Here is a 25422-nt window from a genome sequence, read left to right as displayed (position 1 = left end):
ACACCAACACCATGGCAAAACGCGATTTTTACGAAGTCCTCGGTGTCGCCAAGAGCGCGTCCGACGACGAGATCAAGAAGGCCTACCGCAAGCTGGCCATGAAGCACCACCCTGACCGCAACCAGGGTGAGAAGGCCAAGGAGGCCGAGGAGCAGTTCAAGGAGGTCAAAGAGGCCTACGAGATGCTCTCCGACCCCAAGAAGAAGGCCGCTTACGACCAGTACGGCCACGCTGGCGTCGATCCCAACATGGGCGGCGGACGCGGTGGCGCCGAGGGCTTCGGTGGTTTCGCCGATGCCTTTGGCGACATCTTCGGCGACATCTTCGGCCAACAGGGCGGCGGTGGACGGCGCAGCGGTGGCCCGCAGGTGTACCGTGGCAGCGACCTGTCGTACGCCATGGAAATCAGCCTGGAGGAGGCCGCGGCCGGCAAGGACACGCAGATCCGCATCCCCGCCTGGGACGAATGCGGCGTCTGCCACGGCTCCGGCGCCAAGCCCGGCACCAGTGCGAAAACCTGCCCGACCTGCAACGGCTCGGGCACGGTGCACATGCGCCAGGGCTTCTTCAGCGTGCAGCAGTCCTGCCCGCACTGCCAGGGCACCGGCAAGGTCATCCCCGAGCCCTGCACCGCCTGCCATGGCCAGGGCAAGGTCAAGAAGACCAAGACGCTGGAAGTCAAGATCCCGGCCGGCATCAACGAAGGCATGCGCATCCGCTCGGCCGGCAACGGCGAGCCGGGCACCAATGGCGGCCCCGCGGGCGACCTCTACATCGAGATCCGCATCAAGCAGCATGACATCTTCGAGCGCGACAGCGACGACCTGCACTGCTCCGTGCCGGTGCCGCTGACCACGGCGGCCCTGGGCGGCAGCATCGAGGTGCCGACGCTGGGCGGCAAGGCCGAGATCGACATCCCTGAAGGCACCCAGCACGGCAAAACCTTCCGCCTGCGCGGCAAGGGCATCAAGGGCATCCGCTCCAGCTACCCGGGTGATTTGTACTGCCACATCGTGGTGGAAACCCCGGTCAAGCTCACCGAGCATCAGCGCAAGCTGCTCAAGGAGCTGGACGTATCCTTCAAGAAGGGTGGGGAGAAGCACTCGCCCAACTCCAAAAGTTGGACCGACCGGGTGAAGAACATCTTCAAGTGATGCCCAGGTTCAAGCGCTGAACCAGACGACGGCGCCCCAGTGGCGCCGTCTTCACGTCTGCGAGGGCCGAGCCCTTGAAGCCATGCAGCACCTCACGGTCAGGCTGGTGTGCTCAAGTTCACACCTCCACATGCCGAAAACGGCACACAGCCTGGCTCCACCGCGATGCACCCTGCACGCCGCAGAGCCAGGGCTTTGTCCCAGAGGGTGACGCGCATGGCGTATCAAGGTTCGCTGTCTCACATACAAGCATTGATCATCGAAGACATGGCCGTGCAGCAAACGACGCTGCGGGGCCAGTTGGCGCTGCTGGGCATCACCCGTGTGGACGTGGCATCGAACGCGAACGACGCCTACCGCCTGATCCGTGCCAACAGGTATGGCCTGATCATGTGCGACTTCAACCTCAACCACCGCACCGACGGGCAGCAGCTGTTCGAGCACGTGCGCGAGCAGGGCCTGCTGCCGGCCGATTGCCTGTTTTTCATGATCACGGCCGAGAGCAGCTACGCCTCGGTCGCGGCCACCACCGAGCACCACCCCGACGCCTACCTGCTCAAGCCCGTCACGGCCAGCGACATCGAAGACCGCCTCAAGGCCATGCTGGAAAAGCGCCAGGCCCTGCTGCCCGTGAGCTCCCGCCTGGCCAAGAGCGATCTGAACGGGGCGCTGCAGGCCGCTGACGAACTGATCGCGCAACGCAACCGCTGGTTCATGTCAGCCTTGCAGCTCAAGGGGCAGACGCTGCTCAAACTCGGACGCCATGAAGACGCCAAGGCCGTGTACGAACAGGCCCTGGAGGTGCGTCCCGACCTGCTGTGGGCCCGCCTCGGCGTGGCCCGCGCCCACAAGGCCGCAGGCCGTTTCAACGAAGCGCACCGCCTGGCGCAAGACATCATCGAATCGCCCGAAGGCGAAAAAATGGTCGCGGCCTACGACGTCGTCGCCGAATCGCAGGAAGCCAGCGGCGACCCGTTGGGCGCCTTGTGGACGCTGCGCGATGCGTCCATGGTCGTACCCTCCACCCGCCGGCACCGCATGGTGGGCGAATCGGCCTACCGCAATGGCGACCTCGACATGGCCAAGCAGGCCCTGGGCAAGGCCGCCAAAGCCAGCCGGGGCACCATCGTGGCCCAGGCCCAGGACGACCTGCTGCTGGCCCAGACCCTGGTGGACATCGGCGAACCCAGCGAGGCCCTGCGCGTGCTGCAGGACGCGAAGAACCACTACAAAGACCACCCGGGCTTCGGCGCCACGTCCCTGTCGCTGCAGGCCCAGGTGGAGATGGCCAACGGGCAGCCCGAGCAGGCCGAAGCCACCTTGGAAAAGGCCCGCGCCAGCCTGGGCAAAGGCAAGGCCGACTTCGCCACCGTGGCCCTGGCCAAGGCCGAGCTGATGGCCGGCAACGAAGAAGCCGGTCTGGCCTTGCTGGGCAGTGCCATCAGCGCCGACCACGAAAACCTGCGGGTCAAGCAGATGATCGCCAAGGCGCTGCAAGACACCGGCCACGAGGACAAGGTCTCGGCCGTCATCGAGTCGGCCACGGCCAGCATGCAGAACATGGTCACCGACGCCCGCAAGCTGCTGCGCGACAGCCGCATCGACGACGCCGTGAGCATCATCGAAAACGCCGCGCACGAGTACCCCGAAAACACCGGCGTGCTGCTGCAGGCCGCGCAGATCCAGTGCATGGCCCTGCGCCTGAAGAAGAGGCTGGACGAGCCCCGCATCGGCACCATCCGCGACCACCTCGACCGCCTTGACAAGCTGCTGCCCGGCCACGACCGCGTCACCATGATGCGCCGCTACTTCCGCGAAACGCTGGGCACGCTGGACGCGTCCAGCCCACAAAGCTGAGCCCCATGAGCGACGCCCTCGCGCTCATCGCGCACGACCTCAAGAACGCACTGGGTGGCCTGGAAGGCGAACTCGCGGAACTGATCGACCACCCCACCCCCGTGATGGCGCAACGCGCCCACCTGCACTGCGCCGAACTGCGCCGGCAGTTCATCCAGTTCCTGACGCTGTACGGCGCCCGCACCGACGGCCTGTGCGCCCTGTGCGAGGACGAATCCCCGCTGGACCTGCTGCAGGCCTTGCAACGCGTCTGGTCGGTCAAGCTGCAGATGGAGGGCAGCCCCATCCAGGTCGTCACACAGACCGCCTGCGTGGACACCGCCCCCGCGTTCTGGTACTTTGACCACCGTTTGGTGCAACTGGCGCTCGACGCGGCCATCCACAACGCCGTGCGCTTTGCCCGCACGCGGGTGGAGATCAACGTGACGCAGGCCAACGGCTTCCTGGTATGGCGCGTGCACGACGATGGCCCTGGCCTCGATGCCGACGACCCCGGCCAGGCCAACGCCACCGGTCTGGGCACGGCCCTGGCAGAAGCCGTGGTGAACGCGCACGCGCACAGCGGCCGCCACGGGCGCATCCAGCTCGGCAGCAGCCCAGGCCAGGGCACCACCTTCACCATGGCGCTGCCCTGAGATCGCCATGGAATCGCCATGAAACGCACCCGCAGTACCCAGAGGAGCGCCCATGCATGAGGTCTTCTCGTCCAGCAGCACAGCCAAACCCGGGCTGGGCGATGCCATGCACGACATGCGCAGCGCCCGCGCGCTCGTCATCGACAGCAACCTCACCTCGCGCAGCATCCTGCGCACGATGATGTCCGACCTCGGCGTGCCCGGCGACCGCATCAAGCAAGTCGGCCGCTACAACGACGCCCGTGGCGAGCTGGAACGCACCCGCTACGACATCGTCCTGTGCGACTACCACTTCGGCGACACCCGCCAGACCGGCACCGACCTGCTCGATGAGCTGCGCGCCGGCAACCACCTGCCCTTCTCCACCATCTTCGTGATGGTGACCTCTGAAGCCTCGTACGCCAAGGTCGCCGAAGCCGCCGAAGCCGCGCTGGACTGCTACCTGCTCAAGCCCCACACGCACAACGAACTGGCCGGGCGCATCCAGGTGGCGCGCCTGCGCAAACAGGCCATGGCCGACATCTTCAAGGCGCTCGAGACCGAGCAATACGAAGAGGCCACCAAGCTCTGCCTGGCCCGCGTGGAGGCCAAATCGGAGTACTGGATCTACGCCGCCCGCATCGGCAGCGAGCTGCTGCTGCGCCTGAACCGGCACGACGAGGCCCGCGCGCTCTTCGAAATCATCGACGCCACCAAGGCCATGCCCTGGGCGCGGCTGGGCATTGCGCGCGCCCACGTGGAGGCCGGCCAGATCCCACCGGCACTGCGCGTGCTCGACGCCCTCATCCTCGACAGCCCGGGCTACGCCGACGCCTACGACGTGATGGGCCGCGCTCACCTGCAAGTGGGCGACTTCGAACGCGCCTACCAGACCTACCAGAAGGCCGTCAGCCTCACGCCCAATGCCGTGGGCCGGCTGCAGAAGATGGGCTTGCTGGCCTTCCACCTGGGCCACACCGACGAGGCCGCCGAAGTGCTGGAGCGCGCCATCGCCATGGGCCTGGGTTCGCGCTCCTTCGATTTCCAGAGCGTGGTCATGCTGGCCCTGACCCACTTCGCCAAGGACGACGGCGCCGCGCTGCACAAATGCGTCAACCAGCTGCTGCGCGCCCACGAACGCAAGTCCCGCAGTGCGCGGCTGCGCCGGATGTACGAGCTGGTGCAGGTGCTGGCCCTGGTCCAGCAGAACCAGGGCACCGAAGCCTCGCGTCGGCTGAAAACCATGGCCCGCGAATTCGGGCAGCCGGACTACGACTACGAAACCGCCGGCAACATGATGACCGTGCTCACGCGCCTGCGCGAGCGCAGCCTCGACCTGCCCGATGCCGATGCCTGGATGCAGCGCCTGGCCAGCCGCTTCTGCACCAACAAGCCGCTCACCGGCATGCTGTGCATGATGGTGACCAGCCACGAGCCCTATGGCGACATGCTGCGCGAAAGCTACCGCCAGCTCAGCGCCCTGGCCGAAAGCTGCCTGGCCCAGGCCAAGAACGGCGCACCGGCCAAGGCCGTGGAAACGCTGCTGCAACGCGGCGCCGACACCGGCAACGCCCGCACGGTCGAGCTGGCCGACATGATCTGGCAGCGCTACCTGACGCAGCTGGAGTCCCACACCGAGATGGCCGCGCGCCTGCAGGACCTGCTCACACGCTACGGCCGCCGCCCCGCCAGCGAGACGGACGGCTGAAACCCCGCCCTCGCGCGGCTCAGATCTCCGCGCCCGCCTTCACGCAATCCACGTAGTAGCGTTTGCCGCCGCCGGCCAAGTCTTCGGCCACCAGGCCGTGCACGTCGGTGGCGAAGCCCGGAAAGGCTGCGCTGAAGGTCTGTGTGAACTTCAGGAAGTCGCAGATCTTCTTGTTGAAACGCTCGCCCGGGATCAGCAGCGGGATGCCCGGGGGATACGGCGTCAGCAGCGCCGTGGTGATGCGGCCTTCGAGCTGGTCGATGTCCACGCGCTCGGTCTGCTTGCGCGCGATGCAGGCATAGGCGTCCGACGGCTTCATCGCCGGCTCCAGGCCCGACAGGTACACCTCGGTGGTCAGGCGGGCGATGTCGCCCTTGGCATACGCCTCGTGCACGCTCTGGCACAGGTCGCGCAGGCCCATGCGCTCGTACATCGGGTGCTTCTGGCAGAACTCCGGCAGCACGCGCCACATCGGCTGGTTCTTGTCGTAGTCGTCCTTGAACTGCTGCAGTGCCGTCAGCATCGTGTTCCAGCGGCCCTTGGTGATGCCGATGGTGAACATGATGAAGAAGCTGTACAGGCCGGTCTTCTCGACCACCACGCCGTGCTCGGCCAGGTACTTGGTGACGATGGATGCCGGGATGCCCGAGGTCGCGAACTTGCCCGACACGTCCAGGCCCGGCGTGATGATGGTGGACTTGATCGGGTCCAGCATGTTGAAGCCATCGGCCAGGTTGCCAAAGCCGTGCCACTCCTCGTTGGCCTGCAGCACCCAGTCTTCCGGTTTGCCGACGTCGTGGCCCATGCCGGTGTCCAGGCGGGCATCCGGGCCCCAGACCTTGAACCACCAGTCCTCGCCGTATTCCTTGTCCACCTTGCGCATGGCGCGGCGGAAGTCCAGCGCTTCCTTGATGCTTTCTTCCACCAGGGCGGTGCCGCCAGGAGGTTCCATCATGGCCGCGGCCACGTCGCAGCTCGCGATGATCGCGTACTGCGGCGAGGTCGAGGTGTGCATCAGGTAAGCCTCGTTGAAGAGGTTGCGGTCCAGGGGCACGGTCTGCGAGTCTTGGACCAGCACGTGCGAGGCCTGCGAAATGCCGGCCAGCAGCTTGTGCGTGGACTGCGTGGCATAGACCACCGCCTCTTTCGGACGCGCGCGGCCCTTGCCCATGGCGTGGTACATGCCGTAGAACTTGTGGAAGGCGGCATGCGGCAACCAGGCTTCGTCGAAGTGCAGGTTGTCGATCCAGCCGTCGAGCATGCCCTTGATGGTCTCGGTGTTGTAGAGCACGCCGTCGTAGGTGCTCTGCGTGATCGTCAGGATGCGCGGCTTGACCGTGGCGGGGTCCACGCCCTTGAGCAACGGGTTGGCCGCCACCTTGGCACGGATGGTGTCCGGCTCGAACTCGCTTTTCGGGATGGGGCCGATGATGCCGTAGTGGTTGCGCGTGGGCGTGAGGAACACAGGCACCGCGCCCGTCATGATGATGCTGTGCAGGATGGACTTGTGGCAGTTGCGGTCCACCACGACGATGTCGTCCGGGGCCACGGTGTGGTGCCACACCATCTTGTTGGATGTCGATGTCCCGTTGGTGACGAAGAAGCAGTGGTCGGCATTGAAGATGCGCGCGGCGTTCTTCTCGGACTCGTAAATCGGGCCGGTGTGGTCCAACAGCTGGCCGAGCTCTTCCACGGCATTGCACACGTCGGCGCGCAGCATGTTCTCGCCGAAGAACTGGTGGAACATCTGCCCGACCGGGCTCTTCAGAAACGCCACGCCACCGGAGTGCCCGGGGCAGTGCCAGGAGTAGGAGCCGTCCTGGGCGTAGTCCATCAGCGCCTTGAAGAAAGGCGGGGCCAGGCCGTCGAGGTAGCTGCGGGCTTCGCGGATGATGTGACGCGCCACGAACTCGGGCGTGTCCTCGAACATGTGGATGAAGCCGTGCAGCTCGCGCAGGATGTCGTTCGGGATGTGCTCCGAGGTGCGCGTCTCGCCGTACAGGTAGATGGGGATCTCGGCGTTCTTGAAACGGATTTCGCTGACGAAATTGCGCAGGGCCTTCAGGGCCACATCGACCTCGTCCTTGGAGCCGGCGCCGAACTCCTCGTCGTCGATCGACAAAATGAAGGCGCTGGCCCGGCTTTGCTGCTGCGCAAACTGCGACAAATCGCCATAACTGGTCACGCCCAGCACCTCGCAACCTTCCTTCTGAATGGCGTCGGCCAGGGCGCGGATGCCCAGACCGGAGGTGTTTTCGGAGCGGAAGTCTTCGTCGATGATGACGATGGGGAAATGGAAGCGCAGCATGACCTGTTCCTGTGCACAAAAACGGAGCAATGGCAAAAGCCAGAACGGAGAAATCCCGAAGACGGCGAAGTGTAGGGGGCAAGCCTGCGGATTTGTTTGACACGCCGGCGTTTTTGCATGAACGATCAGAAAAATGTCCCCACTGTGCCGGCAGCGAAATTCCCGCCTAAACTTGGCGCTTGACAACGGCATGACACCCCATCCAAGGTGAAATGCCACACACCCCATGGACAACGCAGCAAGGAGTTGCGGCGGATGAGCGAATCGACGCTGTGGTGGATCGTGGCGGGGTTCTTTGTGAGCCTGGAGCTGCTGACGGGTTCCTTTTACCTGCTGATGCTGGCGCTGGGCGCGGCCACGGCGGCCGCGATTGCGACGCTGGGCGGTGACCAGGCCTCCCAAATGGTGTCCGCGGCCCTGGTGGGCGGTGGCGCCGTGTACCTGTGGCACCGCAAATTGCTGCGGCGCGGCATGCTGCCGGTGGACGACTACATCTCCACGGGTCTGGGCAGCCTGGACGTGGGCGAGCAGGTCACCGTGTCGAACTGGCACCCCGATGGCACGGCCCGGGTGCATTACCGCGGCAGCGACTGGATGGCCCGCTACCACGGCGCCCACGTGCCGGCCTCGGGGCCCCACCGCATCCGCGCCGTCGAAAGCAATTACCTGGTGTTGGAGCGCCTCTGAGCCATGGAAGTCGCACTGGTTTTGCTCATCGTCGCGGCGATCTTCGTCGTCCGCGCCATCAAGGTCGTGCCCCAGCAAAGCGCGTGGGTCGTGGAGCGTCTGGGCAAGTACAGCACCACGCTCAAGCCCGGCCTGAACGTGCTCGTGCCCTTTGTGGACAAGGTGGCCTACGAGCACTCGCTCAAGGAGATCCCGCTGGACGTGCCCAGCCAGGTCTGCATCACCAAGGACAACACCCAGCTCCACGTGGACGGCATCTTGTATTTCCAGGTGACCGACCCGATGCGCGCCAGCTACGGCGCGTCGAACTACATCGTCGCCATCACCCAGCTGGCACAGACCACGCTGCGCTCCATCGTGGGCCGCATGGAGCTCGACAAGACCTTCGAAGAGCGCGACGCCATCAACACCTCGGTGGTGGCCGCCCTGGACGAGGCCGCGCTGAACTGGGGCGTGAAGGTGCTGCGCTACGAGATCAAGGACCTGACGCCGCCGGCAGAGATCCTGCGCTCCATGCAGCAGCAGATCACCGCCGAGCGCGACAAGCGCGCCCGCATCGCCGAATCCGAAGGCCGCAAGCTGGAGCAGATCAACCTGGCCACGGGCGAGCGCGCATCCTTCATCGCCAGGTCCGAGGGCGAGAAGCAGGCCGAGATCAACCGCGCCGAGGGCCAGGCGGCGGCCATCACCGCCGTGGCCGACGCCACCGCAGCGGCCATCGCCAAAATTGCCGCGGCCATCCAGCAGCCCGGGGGCCAGGACGCCGTCAACCTCAAGGTGGCCGAAAAGGCCGTCGAGGCCTACGCGCAGCTCGCGCAGAAGAACAACACCATGATCGTGCCAGGCAACATGAGCGAGGTCTCGGCCCTGATCGGCACGGCCATGACGCTGCTGCGCCAGTCGCCACAGCCGCCCCAGTCGCCCCACTCGACGCCCGCAGGCAACACCCGATGAGCGTTCACCTCGTGCCCGGACGCAACGTGCTGGGGGGCCCCTTGCGCGCCTGCTCCTACGACCCGGTGACGGGCTATTTCCGCGATGGTTGCTGCCGCACCCGCGAGGACGACTCCGGCCTGCACGTGGTCTGTGCGCGCGTGACGGCCGATTTCCTGGCGTTCTCGATGCACCAGGGCAACGACCTCTCCACGCCGCGGCCCGAATGGCGCTTCCCCGGCCTGCAACCGGGCGACCGCTGGTGCCTGTGCGCCGAACGCTGGCTGGAGGCCTGGCGCGCAGGCGTGGCGCCCCCGGTGGCGCTGGACGCCACGCACGAGGCGGCGCTGCAAGTCATCCCGCTGGAAGTGCTGCTGGCCCATGCGCTGCAGCCTGTGCGCCCGGACCCGGCCTGAAAAGCCGGCTTGAGAACAGGCAGCGTCAGGCCAGCTCCGGGAACAGCACCGAGGTGTAGCCGAAGCGGCTGAAATCGCGCACCCGCATGGGATAGAGCTGGCCGATGAGGTGGTCGCACTCGTGCTGCACCACGCGCGCATGGAAGCCCTCGGCCTCGCGCTCGATGGGCAGGCCTTTCACATCGAAGCCCGAATAGCGGATGCGCGCCCAGCGGGGCACCACGCCGCGCAGCCCGGGCACCGACAGGCAACCTTCCCAGCCCTCCTCTTCCACGTCCGACAGCGGCGTGATCAGGGGGTTGATGAGCACCGTCTCGGGCACGGGCGGGGCGTCCGGGTAACGCTGGCTGCGCCCGAAACCGAAGATGACGACGGCCAGGTCCACGCCGATCTGCGGGGCGGCCAGGCCAGCCCCTTGCGCGGCGGCCATGGTGTCTTTCAGGTCGGTGATGAGCGCCAGCAGTTCGGACGAACCGAAGGCCTCGGGCTCGACCTGCTCGGCGGGTTTGAGCAGGCGCGGATCGCCCATCTTCAGGATCTCGCGCACGGCCATCAGGGGGCTCCCGTCTCGGTGGGTGTGGACGCCAGCAAGGCCTGCAGCCCGGCTTCGTCCAGCACGGTCAGGCCCAGCTCGCGGGCCTTGTCCAGCTTGCTCCCGGCCTCCTCGCCGGCCACCACGTAGCTGGTCTTCTTGGACACCGAGCCCGCCACCTTGCCACCCGCGGCTTCGATCAGGGCCTTGGCCTCGTCGCGCGACAGGGTGGGCAGCGTGCCGGTGAGCACCAGCGTCTTGCCGTTCAGGGGCAGCGTGGCCGGGTCGATGCTGGACGCGCCATCGTGCTCCGGCCAGCTCAGGCCACAGGCGCGCAGTTGCTCGACGACTTCGCGGTTGTGCGGCTGGTTGAAGAAGGTGCGGATGCTGTTCGCCACCACGGGGCCGACATCGCGCACCGTCAACAGGTGCTCCTCGGAGGCGTCCATGATGCGGTCGAGCTGGCCGAAGTGCTTGGCCAGGTCCTTGGCCGTGGCCTCGCCGACGTGGCGGATGCCCAGGCCAAAGAGGAAGCGCGGCAAGGTCGTCTGCTTGCTTTTCTCCAGCGCGGTGACGATGTTCTGCGCGCTCTTGTCGGCCATGCGGTCGAGCGCAGCCAGCTTGAGCAAGCCCAGCTTGTAGAGCTCAGGCAGGGTGCGCACCAGGCCGGCATCGACGAGCTGGTCCACCAGCTTGTCGCCCAGGCCTTCGATGTCCATGGCGCGACGCTGGGCGAAGTGCAGCAGCGCCTGCTTGCGCTGGGCCGCGCAGAACAGGCCGCCTGTGCAGCGGTGGTTGACCTCGCCGGGCTCGCGCAGCACGGTGCTGTCGCAGACCGGGCAGGTGCGCGGCATGCGGAAGTTGGGCACGTAGGTGGCACGCGCCGGGGTCAGGCCGTCGGCGCCGGCCGCGCAATCGGCCGTGGGGGGCACCACGCCCACCACCTCGGGGATGACGTCGCCCGCACGGCGCACGATGACGGTGTCGCCCACGCGCACCCGCTTGCGGCGCAGCTCGAAGAGATTGTGCAAGGTCGCGTTGGTGACCGTGACACCGCCCACGAACACCGGCTTGAGGCGCGCCACGGGCGTGAGCTTGCCGGTGCGACCGACCTGGATGTCGATGCCCTCGACCACGGTCATCTGCTCTTGCGCAGGGTACTTGTGGGCCACGGCCCAGCGCGGTTCGCGGGTCACGAAGCCCAGGCGTTCTTGCAACGCGCGTGAGTTGACTTTATAGACGACGCCGTCGATGTCGAAGGGCAGTTGGTCGCGTTTGGCACCGATGGCCTGGTGGAAGGCGACCAGGCCATGCGCCCCCGTCGCACCCTCGGCCACGGTGCGCTCGGCACACACGGGCAGGCCCAGCGCGGCCAAGGCATCGAGCAAGGCGCTGTGGGTGTCGGGCACGGCCCAGCCCTGCACCTCGCCCAGGCCGTAGGCGAAGAAGCTCAAGGGGCGTTGCTTGGCGATGGCCGGGTCGAGCTGGCGCACGGCACCGGCTGCGGCGTTGCGCGGGTTGACGAAGGTCTTGCCGCCCTGCTCGCGCTGGCGCTCGTTGAGGGCTTCGAAGTCGTCGCGGCGCATATAGACCTCGCCGCGCACTTCGAGCACGGGCGGAGACGACCCGGCACCGTCGCCTTGCAGCCGCAGCGGGATCTGGCCAATCGTGCGGATGTTCTGGGTGACGTCCTCGCCGGTTTCGCCATCGCCACGGGTGGCCGCGCACACCAGCACGCCGTGCTCGTAGCGCAGGTTGATGGCCAGGCCATCGAACTTCAGCTCGGCGGCGTACTGCACGGGCAGGGCGTCGTCGGGCAGTTCCAGCTCGCGGCGCACGCGGGCGTCGAAGGCCTCGGCGCCGCTGGCCTCGGTGTCCGTCTCGGTGCGGATGGACAGCATGGGCACCGCGTGGCGCACGGGCTGGAAGCCATCGAGCACCTGGCCCAGCACACGCTGCGTGGGCGAGTCGGGCGTGCGCAACTCGGGGTGTTCGGCCTCCAGCGCCTGCAGTGCCTGGAAGAGGCGGTCGTACTCGGCGTCGGGGATGCTGGGTTCGTCCAGCACGTGGTACCGGTGCGCGTGCGCGTTCAGTTGCGCGCGCAAGCTTGCTGCCATCTGTGGCGGAGTGGGCGCCGGGGTGGGGGTCGCTGAGTCACCAGCTTCAGCCGGTGCACCAAACAGATCCGACTGAGACATGTGGCGTGGCTCCTGTCTGCTCAGCTGAACAGGCGGCGCGTGGACGGCGCCCCCGCGGCGAGGTCACGCGCGGCCAGGGCCTCGTAGAGCTTGGCCAGCTCGCCCTCGATCGATTCGAACGCCGCGGGAGAAAACGGCCGTCCCGAGTCGTCGAGCATGAGGCCGTCCATGGCCATGGACAGAGCCTCGCCAGCCGCGCACCAGGCCTTGAACGGGGCCTGCTCGGCGGCGGTCTGCGGCACGTCGAAGCACAGCAGCAGCTCGCGCAGGGTGGCCTGGTCTTCGTCTTCCGCGAAAGCGGCCTGGGCGTCGAACTGCAGCGTCAGCACGGGCGGCGCGCCCTCGTCCGGCGAGGGCAGCACGAAGCGGCCGGGCAAGGCGCCGGGCAGGAAGCCGTGGCGCTGCGCCTGCTGCTGCACATAGCCCAGCGACCAGGCGCTGCCCTTGCCCGCCAGGCGCATGGCCAGTTGGGCGTCGTGGGCGCCGGCGAAGGCATCGAGCTCACGGGCACGCGCAACGATGTCGAGCATGTCGGGGAACTCGGGCGAGGCAGGCAAGGCATCGGCCATGGCCTGCACCTTCTGCACGAACTCGGAGTATTCGATTTCGTTGAGGCCGCCCGTGCGGTTGGCCATCAGCACGCCGGCTTGCAGCTCGGTGTAGAGCACACCGGCCTGCGGCATTTCCCACTCACCGCAGTCGCTGCGCAGGCCCTCGACCAGCACCGGCTTGCTGCCGGCACGGCGCGAGGGCGGCAGGTGCATGAGGATGTGGTCGCCGCTCATGGGCGCGTCCAGGGTCAGGGTGGCGATGGCGTCCACCAGGGCGTCCAGGCGGGGGCCGGTGCGGCGCAGGGGGGGCAGGCTGGCGGTGGGCGATGCGGCCACGTTGCCCGCGCCGTCGTCCATCGGGATCGTGGGGATGTCGTCGAGCGGCACCGACGTGGCCGACGGCGCGGCGCCGCCATCGACGGGCTCCACCGAGGCGCGGCGCGGTTGCCGGGCGGCGGCACGGCGCGCGGTCCAGGCGCCATGGGCGACGACCACGGCGAGCACAACGCCGCCCAGGATGGCCAGGTACAGGGTCAGGGAATGGTTCATTGCGAAGTGTCTTTCTCAAGCGGCGTGGGCCATGCCCAGCGCGGCTTCCATGTCCACCGCCACGATGCGGGACACGCCTTGTTCTTGCATGGTCACGCCCACCAGCTGCTCGGCCATCTCCATCGCGATCTTGTTGTGCGAGATGAAGAGGAACTGCGTGCCGGCGGACATGGTTTTCACCAGGCGCGCGTAGCGCTCGGTGTTGGCGTCGTCCAGCGGGGCATCGACCTCGTCGAGCAGGCAGAACGGCGCGGGGTTGAGCTGGAAGATGGCGAACACCAGCGCGATGGCGGTGAGCGCCTTTTCGCCACCCGAGAGCAGGTGGATGGTGCTGTTTTTCTTGCCCGGCGGGTGGGCCATGACCTGCACGCCGGCGTCGAGGATCTCGTCGCCCGTCATCACCAGCCTGGCGCTGCCGCCACCGAACAGGCTGGGGAACATGCGCCCGAAGTGCTCGTTGACGGTGTTGAAGGTGGCGCCCAGCAGGTCGCGGGTTTCCAGGTCGATCTTGTGGATGGCGTCTTCCAGGGTGCCGATGGCGTCGAGCAGGTCGGTCATCTGCGCGTCGAGGAAGCCCTTGCGCTCGCGGGCGGCGGTGAGCTCGTCGAGCGCGGCCAGGTTGACGGCGCCCAGCGCGTTGATCTCGCGCTGGATGCGGTCGATCTCGGCCTGCAGACCGAAGAGCTTGATGCCGTCGCGCTCGATGGTCTCGGCCAGCAGGCCCAAGTCCACCGCGGCGGCGGTGAGCTGCTCCATGAACTGCGCGCCGCCCAGCGAGGCCGCTTGCTGCTCCAGCTGCAGCTTGGTGATCTGGTCGCGCAGGGGCTGCACGCTGTGTTCGAAGCCCATGCGCTGCTCGTCGAAACGGCGCAGCTGGGCGGAGAGGTCGTCGTAGCGCTGGCGGGCTTGGGCCAACAGGCCTTCGCGCTGCACGCGCAGGGCCAGGGCTTCGTCCAGGCCGGTGTGGGCCGTGGCCTCGCTCAGGCGGGCTTGTTCTTCGTGCAACTGCGCCACGGTGGCCTCGTTGGCCTGCACCTGTTGCGATGCGGTTTCGATGCTGCGCTGCAGCTCACCCCGGCGAGCGGCCATGCTGCGCACGCCGAAGGTGGCCTCCTGGGCCTGGCGCTCCAGGGCGCGGCTTTGCTCGCGGGCCTGGTTGAGCTTGCGCTCGGCCTCGATGACATGCTCTTCCAGCGTGGCGTGCTTTTCCTGGGCCTCGCCCAGCGAGATGTCGAGCTCCTCGAAACGGGCCTCGCCCATGGCGCGGCGCTCTTGCAGGCCTTCGAGCTGCGCGTCGATCTCGGCCAGCTCTTCGCTGATCTGGCTGCGGCGGCTGTGGGCCTGCTCGGCCTGCTGGCTCAGGCGCAGCACCTCGACCTGTTGCTGGTGCACGCGCTGCTGGGCCTCGGCGGCTTCGCGGCGGGATGTGGCCAGGCGCTGCGAGCCATCGGTGTAGGCGGCCTCGGCGCGGATCAAGGCGGCGCGGGCCTCGTCGGCGATCAGGCTCTGCGCCCTCACCTCTTTGTCCAGGCCCTCGATTTCCTGGGCACGGGCCAGCATGCCGGCCTGCTCGGAATCGGGGGCGTAGAAGCTGACGGCGAACTGGCTGACCGTGTGGCCAGCCGGGGTCATGATGACCTCACCGTGGGTGAGCTTGCCGCGCTGGGACAGGGCCTCTTCCAGGTGGGCGGCGGTGTAAACGCCTTCCAGCCAGTCGTTCATCAGCGCCTGCAGGCCGGCGTCGTTCAGGCGCAGCAGGTCCGACAGGCGCGGCAGGGTGGCGTGGGTGTTCTGGATGCCAGAGGCGGGCGGGCTGTAGAAGGCCAGCTTGGCCGGCGGCGCATCGCTCTCGAAGGCGCGCACGGTTTCCACGCGGCCCACTTCCAGGGCCGACAGGCGCTCGCGCAGGGCCGATTCCAGCGCGTTTTCCCAACCGGGCTCGATGTGCACGCGCGTCCACAGGCCTTGCAGGCTGTCGAGGCCATGCTTGGCCAGCCAGGGCTTGAGCTTGCCCTCGGTCTGCACCTTGTCTTGCAGGGCGCGCAGGGCGTCCAGGCGGGCGCTGCGCTCTGACAAGCGGGCGGCCTGCTGCTGGCTGTCGGCCTGGGCGGCCTTGCGGGCGTCGTCCAGCGCAGGCACGGTCTCGGACAGTTCGCCCAGGCGCGCTTCCAGCACGGCCTGGTCCTCCTCGCCGGCTTCGAGCTGGGCTTTCAGCTCGGCCAGGCGGGCCTCGTCGGGTGTGGCCAGGCCTTGCACCTCGGTGCGCAGGCGCTCGCGGCGCTGCTGGACCTGGCGGGCCTGGTCATCGACGTTGCGCGACTCGGCCGCCAGCAGCTGGATCTGCTGCTGCACCTGGCCTGCCACGCCGCGCTGCTCGTTGGCCTTTTGCGTGGCTGCGCGCACGGCGTCTTCCAGCGTGGGCACGTTCATGGCGAGCTCTTCGGCCTGGGCGGCCAGGATCTCGGCGTGCTCCTCGCCCATCGCCATCTTGGCGGCCAGCGCTTCCAGCTCGGTCTGGGCCTCGTCGCTGCGGGCGCGCCACTGGTCGTTCTGGGCCTGGATCTCGGCCAGGCGCTGCTCGACCTTCTGGCGCCCCTCCACCACGTAGCGGATGCGCTCTTCCAGGCGGCTGACTTCGAGGTTGGCCTCGGCCAGCGAGCCCTGCACCTCGTGCAGCGCGTCGCTGGCGGCGTAGTGGTCCTGGCGCACATGCTCCAGCTCGGCCTCCACGCTGCGCAACTCGGCCATGCGGGCCTCCAGCGCGTTGGTGGCCTCGTTCACGGCGGCGTGGATGCGGGTTTCTTCAGACGACGCGTCGCGGTGCTTCAAGAACCACAGCTGGTGCAGCTTGGCCGTGCCCTGCTCCTGCAGCGCGTGGTAGCGGCTGGCCACCTCGGCCTGCTTTTCCAGCTTGTCGAGGTTGCTGTTGAGCTCGCGCAGGATGTCGTCCACGCGGGTCAGGTTCTCGCGGGTGTCCTTCAGGCGGTTCTCGGTCTCGCGTCGGCGCTCCTTGTATTTGGAGACGCCCGCGGCCTCTTCCAGGAACAGGCGCAGCTCTTCCGGCTTGGACTCGATGATCCGGCTGATGGTGCCCTGGCCGATGATGGCGTAGGCGCGTGGCCCCAGGCCCGTGCCCAGGAAGACGTCCTGCACGTCGCGGCGGCGCACAGGCTGGTTGTTGATGAAGTAGCTGGAGGTGCCATCACGCGTGAGCACGCGCTTGACGGCGATTTCAGCGAACTGGTTCCACTGGCCGCCGGCGCGGGCGTCTTCGTTGCTGAAGACGAGCTCCACGCTGGCGCGGCTGGCCGGCTTGCGGTTGCCCGAACCGTTGAAGATCACGTCCTGCATGGACTCGCCGCGCAGCTCGGAGGCTTTCGACTCGCCGAGCACCCAGCGCACCGCGTCCATGATGTTGGACTTGCCGCAGCCGTTCGGGCCCACCACGCCGACGAGCTGCCCGGGCAGCTGGAAGTGGGTGGGTTCGGCGAAGGACTTGAAGCCCGCCAGCTTGATCGAATTCAGACGCATCTAAGTCGTTGATTTGCCTGATGAATCTCAGAAAAATCCAGGTCTTTGAGGAGCGGCGATGATACCATCCGGGGTTCCAAGTTCCCCCCACGTTCGACACCATGGCCAAGCCTATTTCTGTCAGCACCCGCGCCAAGCCCGCCACGCCGCCTTCGGCCCCCTCGCGCTCCCTCGACGTCTTCCCCAACCCGGCGCCCGAGCGTGACTACGTCATCCAGTTCCAGGTGCCCGAGTTCACCTGCTTTTGCCCGCTGACCGGCCAGCCCGACTTCGCGCACTTCACCATCGACTGCATCGCCGACAAGCTCTGCATCGAGCTCAAGAGCCTGAAGATGTACATGTGGAGCTACCGCAACGACGGCGCCTTCCACGAGAAGGTCACCAACGACATCCTCACGGACATGGTCAAGGCCATCAACCCGCGCTACATCCGCATCACGGCCAAGTGGTACGTGCGCGGTGGCATCTACACCAACGTGGTGGTCGATCACCGCAAGAAGGGCTGGAAGCCGGCTCCGAAGGTGGACCTGCCGCAGCTGGGCCCTGAAACCGGCATGCTCGGTTGAATGGTGTGAACCTGCCTGAGTTCGGTCACGCCCCCTGGGTGGACTGGGCCATCTTCTGCGGGGTGCTGCTGAGCGCCCTGCCCTTCAAGCCCTGGTTGCCGCTGCGCCATGGCCCCCTGCAAAGCCCCTGGCTGGGCGCGCTGGTGCTGCTGCCCTTCCTCTGGAGCGCCGAGCGCCTGCTGCCCTCCGGCCTGGCGCTGCACGTGTCCTCGGCCTGCCTGCTGGCGCTGATGTTCGGCTGGCCCCTGGCCATGTGGACGCTGCTGCCCGTGGTCGCCCTGGCCAGCCTGGTCGGGCGCCAGCACCCGCCCGACGTGGGCAGCATGGTGTCTCACCTGGTGTGGCTGGGCCTGGTGCCCGGCACCTTGTCGCTGGGGTTCGGGCTGGCGATCCGCCGCTGGCTGCCCCACCACCTGTTCGTCTTCATCCTGGGGCGCGCCTTCATCGCCACGGCGCTGGCCGTCAGCCTGACGGGCTACCTCGCCTACCTGGCCGGCCGCAAGCCCGACACCCTGGGCCTGGAGGAATGGCTGCTGGGCTACTGGTTGATGGGCTGGGGCGAGGCCTTCAGCACCGGCATGCTGGTGGCCATCTTCGTGGCCTTCAAGCCGGAATGGCTGCTGACCTACTCCGACGCGCGCTACCTGCCGGGCAAGCCGCCCGCGCCGCCCACCCCCTAGGGTTGACCCTGGGTTTCAGGGTGGATGTCGCACAAGCGCCCGCGCACCGAGTCAAGCCCTGGCCGGTTCCGGCCGATATGGGGTGACACACACGCCATCCGACGATGAACCTCCCCCCCTGGCTCCAAACCCCCGCCCGATGGCTGCTGGGGACGCACGCGCCCATGCGAAGGCACGTCATCTTCGTGCTGGCTTCGTCGCAGCTCTACATCGTCAACCTGGGCATCTTCTGGCACTCGGTGCACCTGGGGTTGATGCACCCGCCTTTCGCCGCCGCCCTGACCTGGGCCAGCGTGGTGACCTACCTGAGCGTGTTCGCGCTGGTGCGCAGCGGCTGGACGCAACGCCTGCCCGACCCGGTGCTCACCATGCCGCACGCGCTGGTCTCCATCGGGCTGTGCATCCTGGCCTACACGCAGCTGGGCGAACACCGCGCCAGCGTGCTCATCCTGGTGGCCGAAGCCCTGGTGATGTGCATGTTCCGCCTGCGGCCCACGCAAATGCTCTCGCTGGGCCTGGCCTCGGTGGCGATGCTGCTGGGCGCGGTGATCTGGTTGAGCTGGCATGACCCGGTCAGTTACCCGGCCTCCACCGGGCTGATGCACTTCGTGATCGGTGGCTCGACGCTGCTGATCCTGTCGCTGGTGGCCAAGTGGGTCACCGACATCCGCATGCGCATTGGCAGCCAGGCGCGCGAGCTGTCGCGGGCACTCGACACCCTGCAGCACATGGCCACGCAAGACACCCTCACTGGCCTGCTCAACCGCCGCACCATGACCGACGTGGCCGAGGCCGAACTCAAGCTGATGGACCGCAACGGCAGCGCACTCAGCGTGGCCCTGCTCGACCTCGACCACTTCAAGCACATCAACGACCACGCCGGCCACGCCGCAGGCGATGCCGTGCTCTGCGGCTTCGCAGCCCACGCCCAAGGCGTGCTGCGCCAGGTGGACAAGGTGGCCCGCTGGGGCGGCGAAGAGTTCCTCGTGCTGCTGCCCCAGGTGGCGCAGCACGATGCCAAATCGGCCATCGAGCGCCTGCGCGCCGGCACCGAGCGCCTGGCTTACGCCGGCCACCCGGGCCTGCGCGCCACCTTCTCGGCCGGCATTGCCCAGGCCCACCCGGGCGACACCCTGGAACAGTTGGTGGACCGCGCCGACCGCGCCCTCTACGAGGCCAAGCGCAAAGGCCGCAACCGCAGCGAATGCGCCGACCCCGAAGAAGTGCCACCGGCCGCGCCTGACCTGGCGCCCCTCCTGGCCCCGCCGCACGTCTTGGAGGGCAGCACCCCATGAACGCCACCGTGGACACCCTGCCCGACGCCGCCGGACAGAGCAACGCCCCCGACCCCATCATCGACGCCATGGGGCGCCTGGTGAAGTTCATCTTCGGGCCCGACCGCGCCACCCGCGCACGCACCGGCGTCATCCTGCTGTGCGCCATCATGTACGCCATCTGCTGCAGCGCGGCCTTCTACGCCGCCGAGATGGGCCTGATGCGCAGCTTCGCGCCGCGCCTGCTGCTGGCCACCGCCCTGCCCACCTATGCGCTGTTTTATGTGCTGGTGCGCTTTGGCAAAACCCGCCGACTGCGCGACCCCAACCTGATGATCCCGCAGCAGAGCTTCTCGCTGCTGGCCATCGCCTTCGCGTACACCGCCATCGGCCCGCACGACCGCGGCCTGGTGCTTGTGCTCATCGCGCTGGTGATGGTGTTCGGCATGTACACCCACCAGCCGCGCCAGTCGGTGTTCACCGGCGTGCTGGCCATGGCGATGCTGGGTGTGTGCATGGGAGTGCTTTCGCACATCGACCCCGAGTTCTACCCGCCCACGCTGGAGCTGCTGCGCTTCGAGCTGCTGCTGGGCACCCTGCCCCCGCTGGTGCTGGCGGCTTACCAGATCTCGGCCTGGCGCAACCGGCTGTCGCAGCAGCGCCGCGAACTGCGCAGCACGCTGGAGAAAGTGCAGGCCCTGGCCAGCCGCGACGCGCTGACCGGCCTCTACAACCGCCGCCACATGCAGGACAAGATGCAGGACTGCGTGCGCCGCTTCGAACGCTATGGCGAGCGCTTCACCGTGGTGCTGGTGGACCTCGACCACTTCAAGCGCATCAACGACCAGCACGGCCACCGCGTGGGCGACGAGGCCCTGGTGGCCTTCTCGGCCGGCGCCACCATGGTGCTGCGCGACTCCGACACCGTGGGCCGCTGGGGCGGCGAAGAGTTCCTCTTCGTGCTGCCCAACACCAGCCCGCGCAAGGCCGACATCGCCCTGCAGCGCCTGCGCGACGCCTTGGCGCGCTCGCAAATCAGCACCGCCGCGCCCACGCTGCGCGTGGCGTTCTCGGCCGGCGTGGCCCAGCACGAACCCGGCGCGCCCATGCACCGCACCCTGGAACGCGCCGACCGCGCGCTCTACCAGGCCAAGCACGAAGGCCGCGGACGCAACGTGATGGCGCCGCCCAGCCCAGTGACGGACGTGGGATAGACGGGACCTGGGGGGCTCGGTAAGGTGGCCGGTTCCATCACCAGCCCTCAGAGAGCCCCCATGAAGCCCCTCCGCACCGCCCTGCCCGCCCCGCTGCTGGCTGCCTTGTCACTGGCCACCGCCTCCCACACCGCCTTCGCGCTGGACTGCCCCGCCGGCAGCCAGCCCTACGCCGAACGCTGCGTGACGCAGAAGATGGCCGACTACATCTCCTGCGTCGAAGCCAGCGGTGGCAACAAAGACAGCATCGTCGATGAGATGTCGCAGGTCGAGGGCAAGAAGAGTGGCACCGCCGTCAAGGCCAGCGGCAGCACCCTGGCCGGCAAAGCCAGCGGCGCCGTGGTGCTGGACCGCAACTCCGAGAGCGCCCTCGTCAAGCGCCTGGAAAAGCGCTGGTTCAGCGGCAGCATGAGCGAGTGCTCCAAGGCCATGACGCTGAAAACCACCTCCGAGGTCAACCAGCACACCGACCGCACCGTCAAAACCGCCATGACCAAGGCCGTGACCACGCTCAAGGCGTCCGACCTGCTGGTGGAGTTCTCGGTGGCCAGGTACAGCGGCGCCAGCGTGATGATCGGCAACCAGGGCCAGGGCATCGTCCTCGTCTCCGACATCACCTTGAACTGGGACCACAAGGCGTGCCCGGAAATGACGCCGCGGCGTTCGGGTGCACCGCTGGTGACCTACAAGTACGAGGTCAACCTGACCCAGGCCAAGGGCAGCAAGCTGCTGGACACGCAAGACTTCAAGTACGGCCCAGGCGACATCGACCGCTTCCTGGTGGACCTGAACTACCCCGGCCACGGCATTTACAGCGTGTGGTTCAGCTTCAAGCACAAGGCACCGGGCGAGGCGGACTTCAAGACCTACACCACCGCCAAGGCGGAACGTTCGGTGTGTGAAGGCTGAAGGCCCCCAGGGAGCCCCCATGCCTGACACCCCCCACACCACCCGCTGGTGGCAAACGCTGCCCGGCGTGCTCACCGCCCTGGCCGGGGTCATCACCGCGGTGAGCGGCTCACCTGTCTCCCCCACGAAAGCCTGATCGGAGACGACAGCCGTGGTGGCCAGGCGCGATGGCAGCCAGACGCGGCTGCGCGCGCCGAGTCTTTCAGCAACTGCATCTCGGCCGGACACGACCTGACGCTGACCTCCGGCCAGACGGTGCGGCTCGAGCGCTGAGGCGTTCACAGCCACGTCACACGCAAAGCCGATACCCGGGGCTTCACCACCCGAAGGAGCGTTTTCATGTTGCTCAGGTCGTCGATCAACAAGTCCTTGTTCCGCACGCTGCGCGACGGATTTGACTGCCACCTCCAACGGCGCGTGCAAGCCCATGGGCGCGGGTGAGCGGCGCGGCGTGCCACTTCAGGGGCGGGCCGCCGGGGTGGTGACGCGGGCCCTGTGTTTGGCGATGGCGCTGGCGCTGGGGGCCTGCGCCACGGTCGATGGCCCGGCCAGGCCAGAGCACCTGCATTGGGACTACGAGCGCGACGGACTGGGCATCAGAGACAACGACCGCAAGGCCAGCATGTTCAGCGAATTCACCAGGGGCCGCTTGCTCAGCCGATTGGAAGGTTCGCCCACCCTGGACAACTTCGAACTGAGCCCCAGCGAACTGCACGCCGCCATCGTGTCGGCCTTGGCGCCACCGCGGCACTTCCTGACGGCGATGCCCAGGTCCGGCACATCGCGGACCTCGCTGGCGCCCGAAGGCGCGGCTGCGGCACCCGCCGACCGCACCGCAGACGGCGATGAACGCAGCTGGGGCATCGCATCGTCGAACGAGGGGCAAATCACCACCGACTGGCAACGCATCCAGGGCCGCGAGGCCGGCTTCCTGTGGTGGAAAAAACGCTACGACACCGAGGTGCGCCACGTCATCACCGTCAAGCAGGCGTTCCGTTCCAGCAGCCTCAGCAGCTACAGCATCGAGACCGAAGTGCGCGAGCGCCCCAACGCCAACTACGACTGGGCACCCGCCAACCCCGAACTGGGCCGCACCTCCTTCGAGCGCATCAAGGGCCAGCTGTGGGCGTTCATCCAAGTGCAATCGAACCGAAAGAAGGCGCGCAAATGAAGGTCAGCACCCTCCAGGCCATCCTCAGCATCCTGATCGTGGCGGTGTTCCTGGCCGTCACCGCCATCGTCGCCCTCACGCCGGTGCTGGGCGGCTACCCGCCCGAACCCTTCACCGAGCACCTCAAGACCTTCTCCACCCTCTACTCGGGCGTGATCGGCATCGTGATTGGCTACTACTTCGGCCGCCGCAGCGACAGCCCTCACGAAGGCTGAGCCGCGCGCCGCCTTGTTGGAGCGGGCCGTCGCCCGTTGTGAGCGGCACGCCGGGTTCAACCAGCTCGCACGCAACCCAGTTTGGGCGACCGCTGCCCCGATGTGCTCGGCGTGCCGCACCCAACGCCTCGCGCACGACACCTTGCGCCGTGAACGCCCGGGCATTTGAGAGCGGCGCGCCACTCGAAAGGCCTTGCGCACGACTGGCCGCGGGCGACACACCAAGCTTGCTTGCTGACAGCCCGCTCAAAACCAGCGGCGCCTGGATGCCCGCGAGCGGTGCGCGACCCGGCGTGGCTTGCGCGCAAAGCTCTGCGACGCTGCGCCCGACTGCAGATTGCGGCGGCCGAAGCAAACGTGGCGGCCCGCAAAGCGTTTGGCTCGGCGCGCAAGGTTTTTTGCTCGGCACGCCGAGTTCAGGCACTTCGCGCGCAAAGACATTGAGCTTGCGCGCCGCCCTCCGAGCTTTGCGCGCAAGCCTTTGAACCTTGCACGCCGAGCTGAAAGCTTCGCGCGCCGAGTTGCTGCACTTCACGCGCCAAGCCAAAAGCCTTGCGCCCCGAGCTGCAGGGCTTTGCGCGCCAGGCTTTTGGGCTTGCGCTCGGGGCTCAAAGGCTTGCGCACGGCGCTTTGAAGCTTGCGCGCCGGGCGAACTGGCTGACGCGAGAGCGCCCGTGCGCGACTTGGAAGTGTCAACGGCACTCGTTATAGTGCGGACGATACAAATACAAACACTTGGGGGCGGGGTATGGGAGCGTGTGCTTGGGTGCTGGAGCGGAGCGCGCGGCTGCCGGGGCGGGATGCTTGTGCGGCGGGGCGCGTTGAGATGCCGGTGGGCCGGGGGGCTGGCGATGCGGCTGGTTTCAGGGGCTCCGGCGCCGGTGAACTTTGGCGTTAGCCGTCACCATCGCCATATTTATACAAAGCGAAAATCGCATGGAACAACCAGCCTTCTCTAACAAGCATAAGCACCTTGAGTTTGTTCAGACGGCAATCAATAGGATGGCTGGCAACCTCTTCCTTCTTAAAGGCTGGAGCATTACATTGATCGCTGCACTCTTTGCTTTGGCCGCAAAGGATACCAATAAGTCTTACGTCCTAATCGCGTACTTTCCTTTACTCATCTTCTGGTGTCTTGATGGCTATTTCTTGAGTCAAGAGCGGAGGTTTCGCGCTCTTTATGATCACGTTAGAAAAATGGATGAGTCCAACATTGATTTCTCGATGGACACTCGGCCATTCAGTGATGACCCACGCAATTCTTGGGCGGGAGCAATCCTCTCCCGCACTCTCGTCATTTACTATGCTGGGCTAGCGATCGTAATGCTAGTCCTCATGTACACGGTTCGCTAAACAAGGAAGAGATATTGCAGATGGCACGCAGATGCTTCTATAGTTTTCACTACGAGCCCGACGATTGGCGAGCATCGACGATTAGACAGATTGGTGCAATTGAAGGCAATCAGCCCGCGACTGACAACGACTGGGAATCAGTTGCTGCCGGAGTCTATGCAGAAGAGAAGATCAAGCGATGGATAGCAACGCAAATGCAAGGCCGGACTTGCACGATCGTACTCGTCGGAGCCGGAACGGCAAAACGCAAGTGGATCAACCATGAAATCATCAAATCATGGAACGATGGTCTTGGTGTTGTGGGAATTCGCATCCACGGCCTGAAGGATCGATTCGGTCAAACCTCGGCGATGGGCGAAAATCCCTTTGATCACATAACTCATGGCCCGTCAAAGAAGCCGCTCACTTCGCTCGTTAAGTGCTACAACCCAGGTGGGAGCACGAGTCAAGAGAAGTACGCTTGGATCTCGCAGCATCTAGCAAATGCAGTTGAGGAAGCAATTCGTATCCGGAACTCTAATTCATAACACTTTACCGTGACGTCTAAATCTAGGTTCAACTCGGACGCCGCTTACCTTGGTAGTTAGACCTCATCAACACAGAGAGCATCTATGACACATACAGTAGAAGAAGTTTTTAGAACCGAAGGCATCCCCCCCTTCACATTCGTGAATCCGCCAAACTTCAACGAACTTCTGGTAGACATACGAAATCCAGGGAAGCCTGTGGTCATTGAAGGGCAATCCGGAACGGGCAAAACAACAACCACAAGAAAAATTATCGAAGATAATATTTCCGGCGAACCTTTCGTATATCTTTCAGCAAGAAAAGCAAAAGACATCCCGAAAATACTTGAGATAGCAAATGGAGGCGCGTTTGGGCGATTCGTCATTGATGACTTTCATCGCCTAGGGAAGGTCTGCAAAACCTTCGCATGCAGCCCTGAATGTGAGACAGTATCAGCATGAAGCAGATGAGCCTGAGCACCACTGGATTTGAACG

General features: G+C 66.4%; 21 protein-coding genes. 16 read left to right on the top strand and 5 right to left on the bottom strand.

The window, feature by feature from the left end:
• The first annotated feature begins 11 nt into the window (after nucleotides 1–11).
• The 4 genes from dnaJ (at nucleotide 12) to EV672_RS17205 (ending at nucleotide 5333) form a co-directional block, all read left to right on the top strand.
• Nucleotides 12–1154, top strand: a complete 1143-nt coding sequence (gene dnaJ / locus EV672_RS17220) for a molecular chaperone DnaJ (protein WP_133611208.1) — start codon at nucleotides 12–14, stop codon at nucleotides 1152–1154.
• Between the two features lie 216 nt (nucleotides 1155–1370).
• Entirely contained in the window at nucleotides 1371–3011 is a 1641-nt protein-coding gene (locus EV672_RS17215) for a tetratricopeptide repeat protein (protein WP_166643624.1), read from the top strand.
• Between the two features lie 5 nt (nucleotides 3012–3016).
• A complete protein-coding gene (locus EV672_RS17210) occupies nucleotides 3017–3646 on the top strand; it encodes a sensor histidine kinase (protein WP_133611206.1) in 630 nt (209 codons plus the stop codon).
• A gap of 52 nt (nucleotides 3647–3698) precedes the next feature.
• On the top strand, nucleotides 3699–5333 hold the full coding sequence (locus tag EV672_RS17205) for a tetratricopeptide repeat protein (RefSeq protein WP_133611205.1): 1635 nt from the start codon (nucleotides 3699–3701) through the stop codon (nucleotides 5331–5333).
• Between the two features lie 19 nt (nucleotides 5334–5352).
• Here the strand turns inward: EV672_RS17205 and EV672_RS17200 are convergent, their stop codons facing one another.
• On the bottom strand, nucleotides 5353–7641 hold the full coding sequence (locus EV672_RS17200; protein WP_133611204.1) for an arginine/lysine/ornithine decarboxylase: 2289 nt from the start codon (nucleotides 7639–7641) through the stop codon (nucleotides 5353–5355).
• Nucleotides 7642–7896: 255 nt separating this feature from the next.
• Here EV672_RS17200 and EV672_RS17195 point away from each other — a divergent pair, with 255 nt between their 5' ends.
• From EV672_RS17195 to EV672_RS17185, 3 genes are read left to right on the top strand one after another with little or no spacing between them, the layout of a single operon-like run.
• Nucleotides 7897–8328, top strand: a complete 432-nt coding sequence (locus EV672_RS17195; RefSeq protein ID WP_133611203.1) for an NfeD family protein — start codon at nucleotides 7897–7899, stop codon at nucleotides 8326–8328.
• A 3-nt stretch (nucleotides 8329–8331) separates the two neighbouring features.
• Nucleotides 8332–9282, top strand: coding sequence for an SPFH domain-containing protein (locus EV672_RS17190; RefSeq protein WP_133611202.1), 951 nt, complete (start codon nucleotides 8332–8334; stop codon nucleotides 9280–9282).
• Nucleotides 9279–9677: a DUF2237 family protein gene (locus tag EV672_RS17185; RefSeq protein WP_133611201.1), complete on the top strand. Its 399-nt coding sequence runs from the start codon at nucleotides 9279–9281 to the stop codon at nucleotides 9675–9677. Before EV672_RS17190 ends, EV672_RS17185 begins: the two co-directional genes overlap by 4 nt.
• Before the next feature lie 25 nt (nucleotides 9678–9702).
• Here the strand turns inward: EV672_RS17185 and EV672_RS17180 are convergent, their stop codons facing one another.
• From EV672_RS17180 to smc, 4 genes are read right to left on the bottom strand one after another with little or no spacing between them, the layout of a single operon-like run.
• Nucleotides 9703–10230 (bottom strand): peptide deformylase, encoded by a 528-nt coding sequence (locus tag EV672_RS17180; protein ID WP_133611200.1) that lies wholly within the window; start codon nucleotides 10228–10230, stop codon nucleotides 9703–9705.
• Nucleotides 10230–12407, bottom strand: a complete 2178-nt coding sequence (gene ligA, locus EV672_RS17175; RefSeq protein WP_133611199.1) for an NAD-dependent DNA ligase LigA — start codon at nucleotides 12405–12407, stop codon at nucleotides 10230–10232. Before ligA ends, EV672_RS17180 begins: the two co-directional genes overlap by 1 nt.
• 20 nt (nucleotides 12408–12427) lie before the next feature.
• Complete coding sequence (locus tag EV672_RS17170; protein ID WP_133611198.1) at nucleotides 12428–13507, bottom strand: cell division protein FtsZ; 1080 nt, start codon at nucleotides 13505–13507, stop codon at nucleotides 12428–12430.
• Nucleotides 13508–13522: 15 nt separating this feature from the next.
• A complete protein-coding gene (smc, locus tag EV672_RS17165; RefSeq protein WP_133611197.1) occupies nucleotides 13523–17038 on the bottom strand; it encodes a chromosome segregation protein SMC in 3516 nt (1171 codons plus the stop codon).
• Between the two features lie 101 nt (nucleotides 17039–17139).
• Here smc and queF point away from each other — a divergent pair, with 101 nt between their 5' ends.
• The 9 genes from queF (at nucleotide 17140) to EV672_RS17115 (ending at nucleotide 25388) form a co-directional block, all read left to right on the top strand.
• Nucleotides 17140–17604 carry a preQ(1) synthase gene (gene queF / locus EV672_RS17160; RefSeq protein ID WP_133611196.1) on the top strand — a complete coding sequence of 155 codons (465 nt, stop codon included), beginning with the start codon at nucleotides 17140–17142 and terminating at the stop codon, nucleotides 17602–17604.
• Nucleotides 17605–17609: 5 nt separating this feature from the next.
• A complete protein-coding gene (locus EV672_RS17155) occupies nucleotides 17610–18284 on the top strand; it encodes an energy-coupling factor ABC transporter permease (RefSeq protein WP_208110802.1) in 675 nt (224 codons plus the stop codon).
• A gap of 164 nt (nucleotides 18285–18448) precedes the next feature.
• Complete coding sequence (locus EV672_RS17150) at nucleotides 18449–19579, top strand: GGDEF domain-containing protein (RefSeq protein ID WP_166643623.1); 1131 nt, start codon at nucleotides 18449–18451, stop codon at nucleotides 19577–19579.
• The gene (locus tag EV672_RS17145; protein ID WP_133611194.1) at nucleotides 19576–20772 is read left to right on the top strand and encodes a GGDEF domain-containing protein; all 1197 of its coding nucleotides are present in this window, start codon (nucleotides 19576–19578) and stop codon (nucleotides 20770–20772) included. The genes EV672_RS17150 and EV672_RS17145 overlap by 4 nt, the downstream gene beginning before the upstream one ends.
• A gap of 60 nt (nucleotides 20773–20832) precedes the next feature.
• Nucleotides 20833–21681, top strand: a complete 849-nt coding sequence (locus EV672_RS17140; RefSeq protein WP_133611193.1) for a hypothetical protein — start codon at nucleotides 20833–20835, stop codon at nucleotides 21679–21681.
• Nucleotides 21682–22075: 394 nt separating this feature from the next.
• On the top strand, nucleotides 22076–22852 hold the full coding sequence (locus tag EV672_RS17135) for a hypothetical protein (RefSeq protein WP_133611192.1): 777 nt from the start codon (nucleotides 22076–22078) through the stop codon (nucleotides 22850–22852).
• Entirely contained in the window at nucleotides 22849–23067 is a 219-nt protein-coding gene (locus EV672_RS17130) for a hypothetical protein (protein ID WP_133611191.1), read from the top strand. Before EV672_RS17135 ends, EV672_RS17130 begins: the two co-directional genes overlap by 4 nt.
• A 1373-nt stretch (nucleotides 23068–24440) precedes the next feature.
• A complete protein-coding gene (locus EV672_RS17120; RefSeq protein WP_133611227.1) occupies nucleotides 24441–24947 on the top strand; it encodes a TIR domain-containing protein in 507 nt (168 codons plus the stop codon).
• Between the two features lie 84 nt (nucleotides 24948–25031).
• Complete coding sequence (locus tag EV672_RS17115) at nucleotides 25032–25388, top strand: hypothetical protein (protein ID WP_133611189.1); 357 nt, start codon at nucleotides 25032–25034, stop codon at nucleotides 25386–25388.
• Nucleotides 25389–25422: the final 34 nt, after the last annotated feature.

Source organism: Aquabacterium commune (assembly GCF_004362855.1).
Lineage (GTDB): Bacteria > Pseudomonadota > Gammaproteobacteria > Burkholderiales > Burkholderiaceae_C > Aquabacterium > Aquabacterium commune.
The sequence above is the reverse complement of the archived record's forward strand: the minus strand, read 5'-3'. Positions and strand labels throughout refer to the sequence as shown.